The organism is Mucilaginibacter daejeonensis (assembly GCF_020783335.1).
GTDB lineage: Bacteria > Bacteroidota > Bacteroidia > Sphingobacteriales > Sphingobacteriaceae > Mucilaginibacter > Mucilaginibacter daejeonensis.
In genome coordinates, this window is sequence record NZ_CP086068.1 from 2222862 (window position 1) to 2242487 (window position 19626).

A 19626-nucleotide genomic window follows, 5' to 3' on the forward strand; every position below is an offset into this window, starting at 1 on the left:
ATATATAATGTTAATAGACGAATGCAAAGCGTGAGGGGATGTCGCCGGTGGTCACCTGCCATTTCTTTTTACCCGATGGGTCAAAGCAGTACAGGGTACCCGGCGTTACATAATCCTTAGCGTCAGTGATCAGTACATCCTTAGTGATAGGGTTCACGGCTATGCCGTATGGAAGCCTGATCTGTTTGTCGGTGCCATCGGTAATGAGTGCCCGGCTTGTATGGGTCTCGTTGGTGACGTCGATGGTGCCGTATAAGTAGGGTTGGGTTGCGCTGTTCCCATTAGTGCTGATAGTATAAAGCAGGTCATCATCCATGTACATATTGCGCACCGGTAGGTCGAACACTTTTTTGATCTGCTTGGTGGTCGAGCTTATCACGAATAGTTTGGGTATGATGGACTGATAATCGCCTCTTGACGTGACGTACAGATCACCAAAACGATCGGCTTTAAGGCGCTCCAAATTGATCGCCACATCAATGCGGTCGGTCTCTTTGAAGCTATTGACATCTACAATAGATACTGTACGCTCATAATTGGAAGGGCTGTAGCCACCTGAGTTGGCCACATAGAGCTGATCGCCAATAACGGCCAGCTCTTCGGGTTGGCGGCCTACGTTCACCCGTCGTTCGATCAGTAACGAGGCTGTATCTATTTCAGCCACTATACCATTAGGCGAATTAGGATCGCCCACGGTGCCAAGGTAAGCGCTCACGTAAGCTTTGTTTTGGCTAAAAGTAATGTAGCGGCCGTTGAGCAGATCGATTTGCTTAATGCGCTTGCCCGTGCGGGCGTTAAGCACCTCGATCTTGTTTGAATTATTGACCACGATGTACAGCTTGCTGCCATACACGGCCATATCGTTAGCCACATCGCCCAGTCCTTTAGTGACCTCGGGGTTAACGGCGGCATAGACGTTTTGATGGAACAACCCCGTGGTGTAGTCTACCCGGTCCAATGAGGCCTTGTTGAGGTTCATGTTGCCTTCGTTCAAGACATATAGACCTTTGACCTTGCTCGATGGGTCGGCCGGGAACAAGGTTTGGGTCGTTTCCTCGGCAGGCTTGGGATCTTTACGGCAGCTCGCTAAGAAGATCATGGAAGCAGCGACGGCAACTGTTATATATGATAGCTTTCTGATGTTCATTGTTGACCTAATAAGTAAAACTGATGTTGAAGCGGTAATACCGGCCTGGCATAGGGTAGTTGGCGATCACATCATAATATTGATTAAAGACGTTGTTCACGTCGGCTCCTAACTTGAGTTGATGCTCATCAAGCCGGGTCTGGTAGTTCACCGATAGATCGTGTGTATACCAGGGCTCCACCCGGTTCTGTGGGATGTTGGCCCGTTGGTCGTAACGCTCGCCCGTGTACACAAAACTGTAGTTAAGGCTAAGTTTACGCCAAAGCAATCCGGCCAGTACGGTACCACTATTGACCGGCGTGTAGGGAATCTGTTGATCGGCGATCGCGTCAGCACTTGCGTCAAGGGCCTGCTGATAGGTATAGCTTAAACCGCCGTTAAATAAAAGCAAGCTATTGAGTTGCCATGTGGAGCGGATGTTGGTCTCGATCCCTTTGATGTTGACCTTGCCCACGTTTTGCATGGTCCAGCGGCGTAGGTTTTGACCCGGTACTGCAATGATCTTGTTGTCGACCTTGTTATAATAAGCGTCAGTTTGGATGCTGATCTGCTTCAACGCTCCACGTTGAAGGGCGCGCTGAAAAGTAAAGCCGGCATCATACTGACGGCTGAACTCAGGCTGCAGATCGGCGGTGCCGATGAAGGTGTAATACAACTCATTGAAAGTAGGGATGCGGTAAATGCTTTTGTAAAAGCCTCGAAACCGGAAGGATGGATCTGGCAATGGTTGCCACGACGCCATTAGCGCCGGTGTGTACTTGATACGGTCGGGCGCAGATGTGCCTGAGTTAGTATGCTCGGTTACAAAGTTGCCCAGGAGGTTGCCCTGAACATCTAACCGATCGAACTTCAACTGCGTAGCCAATGCGGCTAACAGCGTATTGCGCGTAGGTTCGGCAAAGCGGTAGATATTGCTTTGCATCGTATTTCGTATGTAATCCGTGGATAATACGGTGCTCCAAAAGGTATTGATATTGAATTTATTAACTAACGATAAATAGAGTTCTTGTTGATGGTAGCGACTATCAGACAACCCGTTTACGGTCACGATGTCGGGGTCAAGATAGCGCAACAGATCGTTGGCATATTTGGCGTGAGCCATTAAGCTATATACCTTGCCTAACCGCTGATAGGCCGACTGAATGAACAAATTGCGGTCCCATTCGCGCTGGGTATAGTTGAAACGGTTGGACACGATAGCGCCTGGCAAACCGCGTTGTGAGGTGTACAGGTAGCCTTTGACCGACCAAGAGCTGCTATCAGCCAGCTGGCCTTGAAAACCAACTTCAGACCGGAAGGCTTGTATGTCGCCGTTCTGCCTGATGGCCGTGGTGTCAAAGACGCCGTTGGTATACCTAAACTTGTACCGGCCATTTCCCTGTATATATTCGGTGCTGACCGACGAGCTAACCTTGGTGCTCAATTGGTGAGCCCATAATAGCGATGGTGCGAACAAGCCCATGGAGCCCGTTCTAATCGCTGCTTTGACCACATCATTATGCCCATCGCGGAATTGTGGAGCCTTGGCGGTCAAATAGATCGCACTACCGGCTGCCAGTCCTCTTGCCGGTTGAAAGATGGTGCTTTTCTGGGCGTTGTAAAGTTCTATCTCACCGATATTATCCAAAGAGAATTTGCTAAGATCCACCTGGCCGTTCTGAGCGTTACCCAGCTGAACTCCATCATAGAACACCGCTACCTGGCTGCTACCTAAGCTACGCACGTCCACCGTTTTTAAGCCGCCCACGCCTCCATAATCTTTGAGCTGAGTGCCTGAAAAATACCGGATGGCATCGGCTACCGAAAGGTTGTTCAGTCGTTCAAGGGCCGCGCCTCTGAGTACCTGTGCGGGTGTAGGAGAGGAGGCCGCCAACCCATTGCTGTTGCCCCATATCTGCACATCGCGCAGTTGATAGGTCTTGCTTGTATCAGGCTTGGTTTGAGCGTTCGCAACCACGCAACACTGACCGATCACCGCTAAAGTTGCGGCAACGTACTTAAAAGACAATAAATACCTGTCACGCCTAAAGGGCATGTTGGGTACGGCAGTTCTCATGTTGCGTGGTCAGTTAAAACCCACAGCGAACCGAAAATTGTACACTACAAATGAAAAACACGAAAAGTATCTTCATTCAGCTTCAATCCGCGAAAGCTATGAATAAGTTATGCGATCGGCAGGTATTCTGACTTGTTCCCCTTTACCCAGTCTTCCCGTTGGTGCGATGACCAACAGTGACCCAGATCGGATATCGGTTGAGTAGAACTTACAGCTGCGGGACAGTTCCGGAGTTACACCGGATTCCCTTTTAATTACGGTGAGGCAGTGAGCCGCCGCAAACCAAAAGCAGGGCGAAAATAGTCAATGGGCAACTAATTATGCAGAAAAGAAGAAATTAGATACAAATAGCAAGAATTTTCAAGAAAAAAGGGGTGATCATTCACCCCTTTTTAATCCAAATTTCTCGATCTTACTATATAAATGACTGCGCTGAATATCAATGTCATCCGCAGTTTTTGACACGTTCCAGTTGTTCTTTTCGAGTTTGAACTTGATGTATTCACGCTCGGCAAAATCTTTGTACTCCTGGAAGTTCTTGAATTGCTCAAAATTCGTTTTCGGAGCGGCGGCCGTCTCTGCAGCTGCCGCAGTGGAAGCTGGCAATGCCGTAACAGGAGCCGATGGGTTAGCGAACGAACGCACATCAGCATCGGTTATCACCTTATCACTCAGGATGATCAAACGCTCGATCATGTTACGCAACTCACGGATATTACCGGTCCAAGGCAAGGCTTTAAGTGCCTCTAAACCAGCTTCGCTGATGCGCTTGGTTGGCATGCCGTACTCGTTGCATATCTCCTCTAAGAAGCTGTTAGCCAGTAGTGGTATATCGTCACGGCGCTCGATCAATGGTGGCACGTGGATTAGGATTACACTCAAACGGTGGTAAAGGTCCATACGGAAATTGCCATCCTCGATCTCTTTAAGCAGATCTTTGTTGGTCGCTGCTACTACACGCACGTCCACCTCGATCTCTTTTTCGCCACCTACACGGGTAATGCGGTTCTCTTGCAAGGCACGCAGTACTTTGGCTTGTGCCGAATGGCTCATATCGCCGATTTCGTCAAGGAACAGTGTACCGCCATTAGCCGATTCGAACTTACCGATACGCTGCTTAACAGCTGAGGTAAATGAACCTTTTTCGTGACCGAACAACTCACTCTCGATCAATTCGGATGGGATAGCGGCACAATTGACCTCGATAAGCGGTGCGTTATGACGGTTCGATTTCTCATGTAACCATCTTGCTACCAACTCTTTACCGCTACCATTAGCTCCGGTGACCAACACACGCGCCTCGGTAGGTGCAACGCGATCGATTGTCTCTTTGATCTTGAGTATCGACTGCGACTCGCCTAAGATCGGGCGAACCTTCGATACTTTACGTTTTAATACTTTGGCCTCGGTCACCAAACTACCGCGATCCAGCGCGTTGCGAACGGTGATCAGTAGGCGGTTAAGATCTGGTGGTTTCGATATAAAGTCAAAAGCTCCTTTTTTGCTGGCCTCAACGGCGGTCTCAACCGTACCGTGGCCTGATATCATGATGAACGGAAGGTCTGGTTTTAAGGCTAAGCCTTCGGTCAGTACCTCCATACCGTCCATACGGTTCATTTTGATGTCGCAGAGTACCAGATCGTAATCTTTCTTTTCGATCAGTTGTAGTCCGTCGATACCGTTATCTATATCTTCTACAGTGTAGTCTTCATATTCCAAGATCTCGCGCAGCGTGTTACGTATCGCGCGTTCGTCGTCAATAATTAAAATTTTCGCCATGTTTTTCTTTCAAGGAGGAGATAGTCTCAGATGCTAATATAGAGATCTGTACATTAAAACAAACACTTGTGCTTTTGTTTGAAAAAAATAACCCTTTGTGCAAATAAATGCGCAAAGGGCTAAAAAACAGCAGCAAAATTATAAGCCGGGTTCTGTACTGCGTGAGCAGTCTCTATCATTGATCTTGACCGGTCATCGCTGGCCGGTTCCAGCAACCTACCCATCCCAACGATGGCGCAAGCGCCATACAGAAGCGAGCAACTTCCATTTCGGGACCTATTTGGTCTTTCAACTCCTGAGGTTTACCGCAGGTATGATCACCCATACCCGCCGTGAGCTCTTACCTCACGTTTTCACCCTTACCCTGCAAAGCAAGGCGGTATATTTTCTGTGGCACTGGCTGTCGCCCGCTGCAAGGCGCCTTCCCGTTAGGAAGCAGGATGCTCTATGTTGCCCGGACTTTCCTCCACCTGTATCTACAGGCAGCGATAGAGCCTTTTGCAAGGACAAATATAGCGCATTAAAGTATAACGTCAGGCCATCTTGTGATCTTCAAGCCCGATGTTAGAGCTATAACGCGTATAACGTTGGTTAAGAGCATGGTGGCATTTACATAGATAAGAACACACTTGATCTGGCCCGTGTTCATTACCTTTAGCGCTATCAGGATCACCATTTATGGACACTAACACACCGATCATACATAGCAAACCTCATTTTGAGGTGCTTGATGGCTTAAGAGGCGTTGCCGCTTTGGCGGTGGTAATATTCCACTTTATGGAATGGGTATATACTGATCCTCCAAAAAATTTTATCGGTCACGGCTTTCTGGCGGTCGACCTGTTCTTTTGCCTTTCGGGCTTCGTGATCGGTTATGCCTATGACGACCGGATGGCCGATATAGGGGTCCTTGCTTTCTTTAAAGCACGGATCATCAGGCTACATCCGTTGGTGATACTGGGTTCGGTATTAGGCCTTCTGGCTTTTTTGTTAGACCCATTCGGAGGGCATCCAGAGGCTTATAGCAGTGGGAAGATCATACTGGCGTTCGTCTGTTCATTACTGCTCATCCCGTTGCCGGTGATCGCCGATAGAGGGTTTAACCTGTTCAGCTTCAATGCGCCATCCTGGTCATTGTTTTGGGAGTATGTGGCCAATATTGTTTATGCCTTAGTGCTTTGGCGCCTTGACCGTCGCTACCTGGTAGTTATGGCATTGCTCTCCGCTGGTCTTTTGGTTGGCGTTGCCTACCGCTCAGGCAACCTGCTTGGGGGATGGAGCGGGCCAACCTTTTGGGATGGTGGAGCCCGTATAGCTTATTCGTTCACGGCCGGTCTACTCATTTTTAGATATAAGCTGATCATCCGAAATAAGTTGCCTTTTATCGTTATCGCCGTTTTGTTATTCCTGGCGTTCATTTCGCCTCATACTCAGTTCAATTCGCTTACCGAACTTTTGATCGTGCTGTTTTATTTCCCGCTGATCATTATGATCGGGGCCGGAGCCGTCATAACAAACCGCACGAAAGCGTGTTGCACGTTTTTAGGTGATATATCCTATCCTTTTTATATGACACACTATGCGGTGATGTGGATGTTCGGCAATTATTATCTCGCTCATCATCCGTCCATGTCGATACTCGCTATGATCATTCCTGTCACCACAACATTACTCATCGGGATCGCGTATTTGGTGATGATCAAATACGATCGGCCTTTTAGGAATTATCTCAACCGAAAGTTTATGGGGCGAAGATAACTTACATATAGCCAATGGTTTCACTGGTCTAATTCTCGATCGGCTTCACTTGTGGCTCCTCAATTTTGCTGGCCTTGGCATCCAGTTTTCCAAAGCGGTAAGCGAAGCTGATACCGAACGACCGGTATGGAACCCGGCGTAAACTGTAGCTGGTATAAGGTGCTCCGTTAGATGTGGCCGCATGGTCAATGGTGGTTAGCTGATCAACATATTTAGCGAACGGGTTAGTGGTGGTGAACCCTATACTAGCCATCTTATTCATTAATTGCTTGCGAAAAGCTAAGTTGTAAGTAACAAATTTGGGTGTGCGGCCCTGTATATTCTTCATTGGCGAATTATAGTTCGCAAAGGCCTCACCGATCAGATCATTTGTGAATTGGTAGCTCACATTCATATTGCCTCTGACGATGAGGGCATTAACCGATGGACCACCATATACTTTGTTAACGATGTACTTGTCTATAATGGACGTGTTGGTCCTTATGTTAAGCTTCTTGCTGAGATACACAGAACCTGATATGTTAAGGCCTGTGTTCTGTTCGGTGCCTATGTTTTGTCGGTTGGTCACGGACACGTTACGATATACTGAGTCGCCCACACGATACTGGCTGTAGAAGTTAGTGTAGGTCTTCACATCGTTGCTATTATGCCTTGAAAACAGCGCGATGTATAAACTACCACTAGACCTGAAGGAACGGTTATACCCCAGCTCGAACACATTGCCGATCTCAGGCCTTAAAAGAGGGTTACCTGTGATGATGTTGTAAGGGTCGCTCAAGTTCACAAAAGGATTCAGCTCGCGATATTCGGCCCGTTCGATACGTTTGGTATAGCTCACTTTCAATGACGATACATCGCTGAACTTATGCGAGATCACAGCAGTTGGAACTGCGGTGGTATAGGAGGGGATAGTGGTTCCAGGGAAGCCAATATGTGTATTAGTATGCTCGATGCGCAGGCCAGCCTTCACATCAATTTGTTTGAACGGCGAAGCACCCAGCGAAACGTATCCGGCGTAGATCTTGCGGTCGTATTTTAATTTGTATGATTGGCCGGGGTCATAGCTGTACGCACCGGTCTTTGCATCGTAACTATTTACGTTGGTTACGCTGTTGATATTTTGCAGTATCGTTTTGGCCCCCGTTTCTAACAACACATCTTTTGCGATCGGTTGGGTGTAATCAGCAGAGATATTGGTCTCATGGTTGGTGCCTGGATTAGTACTGGCTGACGCTGAAAAGGGTAATAGCTGGCCATTATAGATCTGCTGCTGATCGTATGACGAGTTGTTCTTACCTTGACTGTAAGTGTACAGGATCTCCAGCTCTTGTCCTTCGCGTTTGAACTTGTGTTTGTGGTCAAGGCTCCAATCGATATTGTGGTTGCTCAGGTCACTTAACGATGTCCGTTGACTAAGCACATCGGCCAGGCCCGTGGCGGTCTGTTGCTGAGCGGTCATCCCCTGATTCCGATTACCGAACTGATCCACAGTCAAAGATGCGGTAAAACTGTTGGCTTTTGAAGGTGACCAGTCTACATTGATGCCGCTATTATAGCTCTTACGCCTCACATCACTATAACCATTCTGGATCAACCGGGTAGAACGGCCAGAGGCATCTGTGGAGGTGCGATCGTTGAGGTTCATGGTGCGGGTATTGATCTGCGCATTACCGCTCAAAAATGCTGATACACCAAAGTTGTTTCGCCTTACGCTGACCGTTTCTGAGCCGTTCTGCAAACGTGTGCCGGCCGAGGCGGTCACGCTACCACTTATGCCGCGTAGCTTATCATTCTTTAAAATGATGTTGATAATGCCACCCAGGCCCTGCGCATCATACTTTGCACCCGGACTGGTGATCACCTCTATACTTTTGATCTGGCTTGCGGGTAGGGAGGCCAGCACATCATTTAAACTGCTGCCGAACATGGTGGATGGTTTGCCATTGATCAGGAATCTTACGCTTGTGTTGCCCTGCAACTCTACGTTACCGTCTATATCTACGCTCACTTGTGGCACCTTCTTCAATACATCCAGTGCAACTCCACCTTGTGAGGTCAGGTCGTTGGCCGTGTTGTACACCATTTTATCGATCATATTCTCGATCACCGGCGCCTTGGCGGTAACGGTCACTTCGTTCAGCTGTTTACTGGCGGGTATAAGCTTGATAGTGCCCAGCGTGACCGCCTTCTGATCATCGCTGATGATGACATGATCGGCCCCATACTCCTTGTATCCGATGAAGTTCACCGTTATATGGTATTCACCATTGTTGATGTTCGTCAGGGTAAAATTACCTTTATCATCGCTGGTGATGCCGCTTACAGGCTGTTTACTCCCTTGCGCAAAAAGACCCACGGTGGCATAGTCGACCGGGGCATTGGTCGTGGCATCCACGATCTTACCGGTGATCTTACCTTGGGCGAACACGATGTTGGTAATAAATATCAGTATCAGTAGAAGTGACGGTCTCATCAGGAGCAAATCTCCTCACGGAATCTGTATAAAATCTGGATGTGTTCGTTGATGCAACATGATCTGATCGGATAAAGATCATCAGCATCAAAATGATGGACGTCAATGCTAAATTTCTACAAGATCGATCACTATTTTTGAACAAAAAACTGTCATGAAGATACTGGTCATTGAAGATGAGGCAGCCTTGCGCGAAAGTATCGAAGCATACCTAAAAGAGGAGGGCAGCATCTGTGAGACCGCCAGTGATCACACCACAGCCATGGCCAAGGTGGAGCTTTATCGTTATGATTGCATACTGCTCGACATTGGCTTGCCTAATGGCAGCGGGCTGGATATACTAAGACACCTAAAGAGCCGGCAATACGCCGACGGGGTGCTGATCATTTCAGCTAAAGACTCATTGGACGACCGCCTGACCGGCCTTGACCTTGGAGCCGATGACTATCTAACAAAACCCTTCCATTTGTCAGAACTTAGGGCAAGGGTCACCGCTATTGTAAGGCGCAAGGCGTTCAATGGAAGCAGCTTTTTAAATATAGGTAGTTTGAATATTGACCTCAGCGCCAAGGAAGTAAAAATTAAAGGCCGCGTGATTAAGCTTACGCCAAAGGAGTATGCTTTGCTGCTGTACTTCATCGCTAACAAAAGCAAGGTAGTGTCTAAAAATGCTATTGCCGAACACCTTTGGGGCGATAGCGTGGACATTGCGGATAATTTTGACTTCATTTACTCCCACGTTAAAAACCTGCGTAAAAAGATAGTTGAAGCGGGTGGTAATGACCCTATCCAAGCCGCCTATGGAATGGGTTACAAGTTCACCGAGGCATGAGGCTTCTAACCAAATATGATAGGTTGAACATTACGGTGACCACCTTGATCATGGTCATCGCAGCCGTGGTGTACTATATCACCATTAGCCGTATATTGACCCATCAGGTCGATAAGGCACTTGTAGTGGAGGAGAACGAAGTGCATGATTTTGTTGCGCTTAACGGTCGCTTGCCACAAATTTTCAAGACCAATCATCAGGAGATCCAATTCATTGAGACCCGGCACCCGCTCGAACGGCGTTTTAAAGACACTGTCTACCGTGATCTGAAAGATGGCGACCTCGAGCCCGGACGGGCATTGTATACCCAAGTAAATATTGGCGACAAGATGTACCAGGTATTAGTGGTGCAATCAAAGGTAGAGACCGAGGACCTGATCAAAGTGGTCTTGCTGATCACACTGGGGCTGATCATCGCCTTGTTGACCGCACTATTTCTGGTAAATCGTGTGATTCTGTCGCGCATCTGGCGGCCGTTCTACCAGATCCTGCATCAGCTCAAGAAGTTTAGTCTGGCTGATAACAGAAGCATTAGTCCGGTCAACTCCAACATCGATGAATTCAGAGAACTTAACGACGTTGTTTCCTTGATGGCCGATCATGTAAAGGATGATTACCAAACCTTAAAGGCTTTTACGGAAAATGCATCGCACGAATTGATGACGCCCATAGCAGTGATCAACTCTAAATTGGATAGCTATTTGCAAACCGGTGACCTTAATGATGATCAAAGCAAGCTGTTGAGTGATATTTATAAAGCGGTGCGCAAGCTGACCCGCCTCAACAGGTCTATGTTGTTGCTGGCCAAGATCGAGAATCAATTGATCACCGATACTCAGATCGTAGATATTAAAGAGTTGGTGAGGGAGACCTTGGAGCACTTGGAGGAGCTTACGGCCTCGTTGGATCTGGAAGTAAAGGTAAATTTGGAAGACACAAATGTGAATGCCAGCTTGCTTTTAATGGAAGTGCTCATTGGCAATTTGATCAGTAATGCAATACGGCATAACCGAATAGGGGGCGTTTTGCAGATAGACCTTGAGCCGCATCGCCTTCAGGTCATCAATAGTGGTGTCTATGTCGCTCTTGATGTTAAGCGCGTGTTCGATCGTTTCCAAAGGTCATCTACATCAGAAGGGACCGGCCTGGGGCTGACCCTGTGCAAGCAGATCTGTGATAACTATAACATGCAGCTTGAATACCGATACTCGAATGAGTTGCATCAGTTCACTGTTGATCTAAAAGCTGGCGCTAAAGGTCAACCCTAGTGCGCCGTTCTGATAGGATGGAAGTAGCAGGGTCGAACTCATATTCTCTTTATGCTTTTCGTCTGTCTTAGTCGCTGATGTTTTATTCTTAAAAATCGCGTTCCGAAGATAGGGGTAGAGCAGATAAGCGCCCTTAGTGGCCAGGATACCAAATCCTGCCCCGGCGATCACATCGCTCAACCAGTGATCTTCGTGATAGATCCTAAAGACGCCCGTCGTGGTCGCAAAGGCATAACCTACCACGGAATAATAAGGCGACACCCCACCCAACTCCTGCGCCATGAACTCCGCTCCTGCGAACGCGTTCGCTGTATGGCCAGATGGGAAAGAAAGACGATCGCTGCCATCGGGACGTAATCGGCGTGTGGAATGCTTCAATGCATAAAGTGAAAAGCTCATCATACCTTGTGCCATCACATAAATGAGCGTGCGGTCAATAAAGGTGTTCTTACCATGAACACCGGCCAAGTTCAATCCATATACCAATACCGGCGGGGCGTATTGAAAATAATCTTCATAATGCCGTTTGAATACAAAGTTGTGTTCTTGTGCCTCCTTATAAACATAACGGTCAAGTCGGCGCATGGGCTTGATATAGAACGAGGCTACTCCATATCCAACCAGTGCCGCTGGCGGCACCAATGAAAGCGCCTTGCTACGAAGGTGCTGTACGGTATCGGGGGCTGTAAAAAGGTCCTTTTTAAGCGTGTCAACAATGTTTTTACGGGCGGTATCATTACCAGCGACCTGTGCAAAAGCGTTAAAGGAACAGCCTAACGAAAGAAGAACAACAATGATATTTTTCAAGATCCAAGCAGCTGTTGGTAGAGTTCAGCGCTACATAGATACAGTCAGATCTTGGAGAAGTTCTGGAGACGATACAGGTTTTTGATCGATATGCGTCATATCCACTATTTATCAAAGGTGTTCGGATCATTTATATATTTTGACAGGCTCACTAAGTTACAGTGAAACCGGCCTCCGCGGTCTCGTTGATTTTAGCGATGCTATTGTCAAGTTCGTCCGACGACCGCTTGATCATGGCTATCAATGAAGCCATCGTTTCCGGATCATCTACTGACGACTCCATCAATGGAATAAGGCCGGTGATATTACACAGCGGTCGCCGGATCTCGTGAGAGTTAAGCCAGGCTACTTGTTTAAGTTGCTCGTTCTGCCTTTCCAGTAATTGGCTATAGGTCTTTTGCCGGTCTATGTCCTGGATCGCACCCAGCATACGGATCGGTTCGTGAGCTGCGTTACGGATGAGGTACCCACGATCGGAAACATATTTATAGGTCCCATCGCTGCATCGATAACGATATTCCACGCTCCAGCGCTGCTGATCCCCATTCAGCAAAGCATCGAACATGGCGATCACGTCTTTCTGATCTTCCGGATGGATCTTTTGCATATTCCAAAAGGCGGCTTTCACCACCAACAGGTCTTGGTAACCGAATAGTTCCTTATAGCCATGCAGCCACTTGAGCTCGTCTTTCAGGATGTCATAATCCCAGATGACATCATTGGTTGCTTTATTAACAAGTTCAAAATCTATTACGGAACTTCTAAGCGATCTTTCTTGCTCGCTCAATTGTTTATTCAATACCTGTTCTTTTAGTAGTAAGCGGCTATACCTTGCATTTACGATCAACACGATGCTGATAATACTCACCAATAGGAAAACCAAGTTTTTGATGTCGAATAAGTATTGCAGGTCTGCTGTGGGGTCAAGCGCTTTTAGACGATTGATGAGCCAAGATCCAGAAACCAACCAGATGGTGCCTGCGATCAGGTAAACTATGATCAGCAGTAAATTGAACTTTCTCATGATAAGTATAATAGGAACAGCGAAACCCTAATTTATAAACATCATAGCAATTTAGGAAGAGATGTGTGATCAGTAATACAATCTTTAGTTCACTGTACGACCAATTTATAATCCAAAAATTTCTACTTTACCAGCTATTATATGCTTAACGGTAATTGACCATTTATCTATGGACAAGACGAAGTGAAAGCAATATTTACCTATTCCATTTAACAAATGAACCTATCGTTATGAAGACCAATATCTGCCTGTCCGAAAAAGTTGTTCTCTTTTATGCTATCCTAACACCGATCATCGCATTCGCTTCTATTTATAATCTTGTCGATGGTGTCATTCTCGGTCATGCAGCCACTTATCGCGTGGGAGTGTTCAGTTTATTTGGTTTCGTAGTTATGCCTCTCATAGTGCTGATCACCTATTTCAAAAATATCTGTACCATTACAACTGACGCCATCACCATCAACAAAGTAAATTATCCCTTCGCCAATTTCAAGTTCGCCTTGACAGAAAGGGAACGCGACTTGAAAGACAGGCCGCTCACTAGCTTATTCAAAAAGAACTATCCATTTCTTGTAATTACCGACTTACGAACCAACACTGTTGTACAGGACGTCGAGCTCAATGTGTTCAATAAAAGCTTGAAACGTATAAAAGAATTACTGCCTTTGAAAGATCACAGCTCAAATAGTGCCGAATGATATATTTTTGCGTAATGTATTTAAACTTTTGCTAAATTTAGTGCCTTGCAACTACTTGTGTGAAGCTTCTTTTGAGCGCTGGCTTTTGTTAAAGAAGAATAATGATGACGGTCTATGGTCCGCTTTGGTGGACTTTTCTAAATTCCTTTTTCTCCGGCCCTACATGGCTTCGGGCGGAGGCTTTTGATCTTAACGAGCAGGCTTTAGTAGCGGCTTTTAAAGCAGGAGATGAGGATGCATTCGAAGACGTATTCAACCAAAATTTTAGAAAACTATATGCTTTTGCCTTTAAAATGCTTAAAAACAAAGAGCAGGCGGAAGAAATAGTCAATGATGCATTCCTGATAGTTTGGGCCAACCGTGATAAACTCAATATCGAGTTGCCCATTTTGCCTTATCTATATACTGTTACAAAACGACTGGCTATAAATTCACTCAGGCAAGTCGCGAATTCTCAACGCGCCGTCGAAGAGCTGTGGAAAGTTCTGGAAAATTTCAGTAACGCGACGGAAGAGATGGTCTTATTGAACGATTTGCAACGTTATACAGACGAAAGTGTCTCTATATTGCCTCCACAACAGCAACAGGTGTTCAAAATGAGCAGATTTGAAGGTTTGAGCTATGATGAAATAGCTCAACAGCTTAATATTTCTAAAAATACTGTCCGAAATCACCTAGCTGCGGCATTAAAGACGCTAAGAAGTAGATTAAACCAGCCAAATATCTGATCAGGTGTTGCGGGATCCTTCGGAAATCAAAAATTTCAAAATAAAAATCACAACGGAATAGTACATCTTCGTTTTTCAGGTGTAATGTAATTGTTAAGCCCTAATTAAGCTTATATATTGCATGAGTAACCAACGAATATCTTATCTGCTGCGTCGGTACGCTGATAATTCCATCAGTAAAGAAGAATACTTAGAGCTGATCAGCTTTTTCAAACTGAAAGGGAACGACGACGAGATTGATACCGCGTTGGATGATATCTGGAACTCCCTGTCTCCAGACGATGTAGAGCATCATGAAATGCGCGACCTATATAAGCGCCTGATAGCCAACCCTCGTTTTCAAAGTAAAAATAAGGTCAGGAAGATGTACACCTGGTTGCCATACGCTGCTGCGGCGATCCTGGTTGTAGCTTTGTCTGTTACCCTGTACCTCCGTTATAACGTTTCAAATAAACAAAGCATCGCATTACGGTATAAAAATGACGTATCGCCCGGCTCGAACAAGGCAACACTTACCTTGGCAGATGGTAAGATCATTGATCTGGCAGGTATAAAAAGTGGCGAGTTGAACGTGCAGCCAGGGATGCACATATTTAAAACTCGCAACGGACAGTTGATCTATAAATTCGATAACAAAGGCAACAGTGTTGACGATACTGTCAGCTTTAACACCATAACCACACCAAAAGGCGGGCAATACCAAATAAACTTGCCTGATGGAAGCCAGGTTTGGCTCAATGCTGCCTCGTCTTTGAAATTCCCGATCAGGTTCGGCAGGCGCGACCGCAAAGTAACGCTTACCGGGGAAGGTTACTTCGAAGTTGCCCACAATGCTAAAAAACCATTTACCGTAATGACCGCTGATCAGCAGGTAATGGTGTTGGGCACGCGCTTCAACATCAATAGTTACCGTGATAACGCAGGTATCTTGACCACCTTGCTCGAGGGCTCCGTAAGGGTAACAGAGGCTGGGTTTGGCCAAATGATAAAACCCGGCGAACAGGCCGAATCTTCTGCCACTGGTATAAATGTAAGTAGGGTGGAAGCCGAGGATGCTATTGCCTGGAAGAACGGCTTATTCGTTTACAACGATCAGGATCTGGAAAGTATCATGAAGCAGGTTGCACGCTGGTATAATGTGCAGGTAGTTTTTGAGGACGCAAATGTGAAGAAACAGCTATACAGCGGGTCGCTGTCACGCTTCAAAGATCTATCGCAATTGCTTGAAGTTTTAGAAGCAACCGGATCAGTTCACTTTAAGATAGAAGGGAGGGTGGTCACTGCTATGAATTGATCTTTACCTCCAACACGCTTCACTGTAAAAAACGACCGGGAATGCTACCAACATCCCCGGCCTGATATATCAGTGTTCAGCATCGACTTATTCACACAATCCACTGAATCACTAACAAACAAATGTAATGAATTTTCAGGATCTCATCAGATCTGGGCATTTCCTATGCCTAAACAAATCACTCATTCGAATCATGAAACTTTCCGTTCTTTTCATGACCGCTTTTTTGATCCAGGTAAGCGCTGCGGGGTTAGCCCAAAACGTTACTTTCAAAAAGCATAACGCATCGCTCAAGCAATTGTTCACCGAAATAAGAAAACAAACGGGTTACAATGTGCTTTGGCAAGATAGCAAGGTAAATGAGCAGCTAAAGTTCGAGGCCGACTTTAAAAACGAGCCGTTACGCAACGTGTTAGATAAGACCCTTACACAGCGATCACTTACTTACACCATCGTGAACAGAACGGTGGTGATCAGACCGCAGGAGAAAGGGCTACTCGAAAAAATGGTAAGCCTGTTCAGCAATATTGATGCTAATGGTAAGGTACTTGATGTGGAAACAGGGCTGCCTCTCGCCAATGTTACCGTCACCCTGAAAGGTACTGATCGCCGTGTGTTCACTAATGACAAAGGTACTTTCCTGTTCAGGGGGATAAAGGATAACGATGTGCTGGAATTTTCATATGTCGGATATGCGACATATGAAAAGACGGCATCTGAGACCATGGTCGTCCAGCTATCGCTTAAACCGCAAAGCCTTGAGGATGTGATAGTGTCTACCGGTTATCAGCAGTTACCCAAGAACGCCATCACTGGCTCTACCACCGTAGTGGGCCGGAAGGATATAGAGAACACACCAACCTTAAATCTATTGGAGCGTTTGGCCGGCAAGGTTCCCGGTGTGCGATTTGATCTGCGTAACAATGTGATACAGATGCGCAGCACCAACAGCCTGACGTCTGATAACGTTACGCCACCACTCATCGTCATAGATGGGTTTCCAGCCGCTAATCAAAATTTGGTGACCGTAAGCACTTCCATCATAGATGGCAACCCTAATAATGGTAATAATTACCGGACGTCGGTAAAACCTAATACTTCTGTTAATTCGGTATTAAACACGATCAACCCTAATGATATTGAGAGTATCACCTTTTTGAAAGATGCTGCCGCAGCATCGATCTGGGGCGCTTCAGCTGCTAATGGTGTGATCGTTATCACCACTAAAAGAGGTCAGCGTTCAGCACCGACCATTACCTATAATGCCACTTTAAGTACATCAGCGGCTGCCAATTTTTCAAGCGCAAAAGCCATGACCAGTGGTCAGTACATCGATCTGGAGCAGGAGATGTTCGACAAAAATTTCTTTACCGATCCCAACTCTAACAGAAGGGCTGGCCCCGTAAGTGAAGCGCAGGAATGGATGTTCCGCGTAAAAAGGGGCACGGCCACCGTAGCCCAGCGTGATGCGGCTTTAAGTGAACTGGCTACCCGTTCTAACCGTGATCAATTGCGCCAGTACCTATTGCAGCACGCCTCCAGCCAGCAACATAATCTTTCCATTTCAGGTGGTGGTGTGAATAGCAGTTATTATTTATCAGCTAATTACTCGAAAGATGTACCCGTGTATCGTAGTAATTACGGTGAGACCTATTCGTTGACCTCGAATTTGAACAATGATTTTCTGAACCGACACATCTTGGTAGCTACGAATATTAACTATGTGAATTCTAAAAGCCAGGTTAACGCTGCTGTTGCGCAGGCTTTGAGCACAGGTGCTAAAGGATTTGCACCATACGAATTACTGGTTGATGCTAACGGTGGTCAGGTAAGTAAACCGATCAACTTTAATCAGCGTACAGCAGATAGCTTACAGCGCTTAGGTTACCAGCCGTTCGGCTATAACGCCATAGATGAGTTAAATTATAATAATACCATTTTGAACAAAAATGCGCTGCGTTTGGGTACATCCATAAAGGGATTGATCAACTCATGGTTGTCGGTTAGTTTGCAGGGCCAGTATCAAAAGCAGTTGACCAACCAATACAATCTGCAAAACCAGAACAGCTACGACACCCGCTATCTCATCAACAATGGCACCACTACAAATGGCACTACTCTGATCTATGGTGTGCCGAACGGCGGTGTGTACAAAACCGCTAACGGAACTTATGACGATTACAGCGTTCGTGGTCAGGTCAACGTTAATAAGAACTTTGTTGATCATCACATCGATCTCCTCGCTGGTTCCGAGATACGGCAATACAAGTATAACGGTGGTCAGCAAACCCGTTATGGCTATAACGAAGATCTGTCAACTTCGGCGGTGGTTAACCCTACGGTTTCTTATGCTACGTTGTTCGGCGGCACCTCAACGCTGGGTTATAGTGATGGTACCGTCTTTAAGAATACTAAACGTTATCTGTCTTACTTTGGCTTAGCTACATATTCATTCCGGAACAAGTATTATGCAAGTGGAAGTGTGCGTTTTGATGACTATACTAATCAGGGACTCGAACGTCGTGAAAGGGCGATACCGTTATACTCTGCGGGTTTGCGATGGAATGCCAAACGCGAAGATCTCCTGAAAGACGTTAGCTGGCTTAGCAGCCTTAACTTACGTGCCACATTGGGTACAGGAGGATCCATACCTGCCTCGGGTGCAGCTTATGCGATCGTCAATCTTGGGTCCAATGATCCATACACAGGGCAACCCACAGCCAGCATTGGTGCGCCCGCTAATCGCAGATTGACCTGGGAGACCACCCGTACCATAAACGAAGGTATTGATGTTGGCTTTTTCAACGAGAGGTTGTCCATATCGGCAGATGTTTATCAAAAACAGAATTACAATCTGCTCATCACCCTTCCTTATAATGCTACTTATGGTTATACCACCTTGCAATATAACGCCGGCAACGCTAAGGGCAGGGGCGTGGAATTCGGTATCAATGGTGTACCCATAGCCACCAAGTACTGGAACTGGCAGTCTTCGTTCAATTTCTCGTACGCTACCAACACCATTACCGATCAGCGGCTTAAAAGCACCTCCAGCCAGGGGGGCGCTCCGTTGGTGACCGAGGGTTATCCTACCGATAACATTTTTGTTTATCGCTGGGCAGGTCTGGATAACAAAGGTCAGTCGCGTATATACGCTGCAGATGGTACTATTTTAAACGTGAACGGATCACGAAGCGTTACCAATGCAGATCTGGCTTATGGTGGCCGTACCACTCCGCCTTACTTTGGTGGCTGGACCAATACCATCCGCTATCAGAACCTGAGTTTGATCGTAAGGGCCACCTACAGCCTGGGTTATAAATTCTTAATGACCGACATCACTACCAGCAACTTCCCGACCGGCACCAATGCATCAGGCTTAATAAGTAACAGTGCCCGTTTGGCCAACCGTTGGCGTAAACCCGGCGATGAAGCTGTCACCGATATTCCTGGTCTGGGAAACAACAACTTCAACAACATTAGTTGGTTCGCTGGTTCAGACCTTAACTTGAAAGATGCCGGTAACGTCCGTTTGCAACAGGTATCACTCAATTATAATCTACCGCAGGCGATATTGGGTAAAGCGCCGTTCTTAAAGGCGGTCAATGTCGGGTTCTCGGTCACTAATTTAGGCTTGATCTGGCGTGCTAATAAAGAAGGTTTAGACCCTGATTACCAAGTGACCGGACAATATACCAATCTGCCGCCAAGCGCTACCTACTTGTTCAACCTCAATGTTTCACTCTAGAGCCCTCATTCATC

Annotated in this window: 13 protein-coding genes, 1 other RNA gene and 1 riboswitch; of the genes, 7 read left to right on the forward strand and 7 right to left on the reverse strand. The window is 46.5% G+C overall.

Annotated features, from left to right (window positions below):
* Positions 1-10 precede the first annotated feature (10 nt).
* From LLH06_RS09335 to rnpB, 4 genes are all read right to left on the reverse strand, one after another.
* Positions 11-1147: a YncE family protein gene (locus tag LLH06_RS09335; RefSeq protein WP_228173099.1), complete on the reverse strand. Its 1137-nt coding sequence runs from the start codon at positions 1145-1147 to the stop codon at positions 11-13.
* A 7-nt stretch (positions 1148-1154) separates the two neighbouring features.
* On the reverse strand, positions 1155-3203 hold the full coding sequence (locus LLH06_RS09340) for a TonB-dependent receptor (protein ID WP_228173100.1): 2049 nt from the start codon (positions 3201-3203) through the stop codon (positions 1155-1157).
* A gap of 100 nt (positions 3204-3303) precedes the next feature.
* A riboswitch (cobalamin riboswitch) is annotated at positions 3304-3505 on the reverse strand.
* 76 nt (positions 3506-3581) lie between these two features.
* Positions 3582-4982 carry a sigma-54-dependent transcriptional regulator gene (locus LLH06_RS09345; RefSeq protein WP_228173101.1) on the reverse strand — a complete coding sequence of 467 codons (1401 nt, stop codon included), beginning with the start codon at positions 4980-4982 and terminating at the stop codon, positions 3582-3584.
* Positions 4983-5107: 125 nt separating this feature from the next.
* An RNA gene (gene rnpB, locus LLH06_RS09350) (RNase P RNA component class A) lies at positions 5108-5487 on the reverse strand.
* 173 nt (positions 5488-5660) lie between these two features.
* On the opposite strand from rnpB, the gene LLH06_RS09355 reads away from it, so the two are divergent.
* Positions 5661-6740: an acyltransferase family protein gene (locus tag LLH06_RS09355; protein ID WP_228173102.1), complete on the forward strand. Its 1080-nt coding sequence runs from the start codon at positions 5661-5663 to the stop codon at positions 6738-6740.
* Positions 6741-6768: 28 nt separating this feature from the next.
* Here the strand turns inward: LLH06_RS09355 and LLH06_RS09360 are convergent, their stop codons facing one another.
* Positions 6769-9213 (reverse strand): outer membrane beta-barrel family protein, encoded by a 2445-nt coding sequence (locus LLH06_RS09360; RefSeq protein WP_228173103.1) that lies wholly within the window; start codon positions 9211-9213, stop codon positions 6769-6771.
* A 154-nt stretch (positions 9214-9367) separates the two neighbouring features.
* On the opposite strand from LLH06_RS09360, the gene LLH06_RS09365 reads away from it, so the two are divergent.
* Together LLH06_RS09365 and LLH06_RS09370 are read left to right on the forward strand one after the other, a co-directional pair.
* Positions 9368-10045, forward strand: a complete 678-nt coding sequence (locus LLH06_RS09365; protein ID WP_228173104.1) for a response regulator transcription factor — start codon at positions 9368-9370, stop codon at positions 10043-10045.
* Positions 10042-11313 carry a sensor histidine kinase gene (locus LLH06_RS09370; RefSeq protein WP_228173105.1) on the forward strand — a complete coding sequence of 424 codons (1272 nt, stop codon included), beginning with the start codon at positions 10042-10044 and terminating at the stop codon, positions 11311-11313. Before LLH06_RS09365 ends, LLH06_RS09370 begins: the two co-directional genes overlap by 4 nt.
* On the opposite strand, the gene LLH06_RS09375 is transcribed toward LLH06_RS09370, so the two are convergent.
* Both LLH06_RS09375 and LLH06_RS09380 read right to left on the reverse strand, forming a co-directional pair.
* A complete protein-coding gene (locus LLH06_RS09375; RefSeq protein ID WP_228173106.1) occupies positions 11284-12120 on the reverse strand; it encodes a phosphatase PAP2 family protein in 837 nt (278 codons plus the stop codon). The genes LLH06_RS09370 and LLH06_RS09375 overlap by 30 nt on opposite strands.
* Before the next feature lie 151 nt (positions 12121-12271).
* Positions 12272-13144, reverse strand: coding sequence for a PAS domain-containing protein (locus LLH06_RS09380; protein WP_228173107.1), 873 nt, complete (start codon positions 13142-13144; stop codon positions 12272-12274).
* A 230-nt stretch (positions 13145-13374) separates the two neighbouring features.
* On the opposite strand from LLH06_RS09380, the gene LLH06_RS09385 reads away from it, so the two are divergent.
* The 4 genes from LLH06_RS09385 (at position 13375) to LLH06_RS09400 (ending at position 19612) form a co-directional block, all read left to right on the forward strand.
* The gene (locus tag LLH06_RS09385; protein ID WP_228173108.1) at positions 13375-13842 is read left to right on the forward strand and encodes a hypothetical protein; all 468 of its coding nucleotides are present in this window, start codon (positions 13375-13377) and stop codon (positions 13840-13842) included.
* A 101-nt stretch (positions 13843-13943) separates the two neighbouring features.
* Positions 13944-14570, forward strand: coding sequence for an RNA polymerase sigma factor (locus tag LLH06_RS09390; RefSeq protein WP_228173109.1), 627 nt, complete (start codon positions 13944-13946; stop codon positions 14568-14570).
* 121 nt (positions 14571-14691) lie between these two features.
* Complete coding sequence (locus LLH06_RS09395) at positions 14692-15864, forward strand: FecR family protein (RefSeq protein ID WP_228173110.1); 1173 nt, start codon at positions 14692-14694, stop codon at positions 15862-15864.
* A 193-nt stretch (positions 15865-16057) separates the two neighbouring features.
* Entirely contained in the window at positions 16058-19612 is a 3555-nt protein-coding gene (locus LLH06_RS09400; protein ID WP_228173111.1) for a SusC/RagA family TonB-linked outer membrane protein, read from the forward strand.
* Positions 19613-19626: the final 14 nt, after the last annotated feature.

Bases quoted from the DNA above. Each gene is read 5' to 3' on its own strand.
- LLH06_RS09335 (WP_228173099.1), bottom strand. From the start codon at position 1,147: ATGAACATCAGAAAGCTATCATATATAACAGTTGCCGTCGCTGCTTCC.
- LLH06_RS09355 (WP_228173102.1), top strand. From the start codon at position 5,661: ATGGACACTAACACACCGATCATACATAGCAAACCTCATTTTGAGGTG.
- LLH06_RS09385 (WP_228173108.1), top strand. From the start codon at position 13,375: ATGAAGACCAATATCTGCCTGTCCGAAAAAGTTGTTCTCTTTTATGCT.
- LLH06_RS09365 (WP_228173104.1), top strand. From the start codon at position 9,368: ATGAAGATACTGGTCATTGAAGATGAGGCAGCCTTGCGCGAAAGTATC.
- LLH06_RS09345 (WP_228173101.1), bottom strand. From the start codon at position 4,982: ATGGCGAAAATTTTAATTATTGACGACGAACGCGCGATACGTAACACG.
- LLH06_RS09360 (WP_228173103.1), bottom strand. From the start codon at position 9,213: ATGAGACCGTCACTTCTACTGATACTGATATTTATTACCAACATCGTG.
- LLH06_RS09390 (WP_228173109.1), top strand. From the start codon at position 13,944: ATGATGACGGTCTATGGTCCGCTTTGGTGGACTTTTCTAAATTCCTTT.
- LLH06_RS09370 (WP_228173105.1), top strand. From the start codon at position 10,042: ATGAGGCTTCTAACCAAATATGATAGGTTGAACATTACGGTGACCACC.
- LLH06_RS09395 (WP_228173110.1), top strand. From the start codon at position 14,692: ATGAGTAACCAACGAATATCTTATCTGCTGCGTCGGTACGCTGATAAT.
- LLH06_RS09380 (WP_228173107.1), bottom strand. From the start codon at position 13,144: ATGAGAAAGTTCAATTTACTGCTGATCATAGTTTACCTGATCGCAGGC.
- LLH06_RS09400 (WP_228173111.1), top strand. From the start codon at position 16,058: ATGAAACTTTCCGTTCTTTTCATGACCGCTTTTTTGATCCAGGTAAGC.
- LLH06_RS09340 (WP_228173100.1), bottom strand. From the start codon at position 3,203: ATGAGAACTGCCGTACCCAACATGCCCTTTAGGCGTGACAGGTATTTA.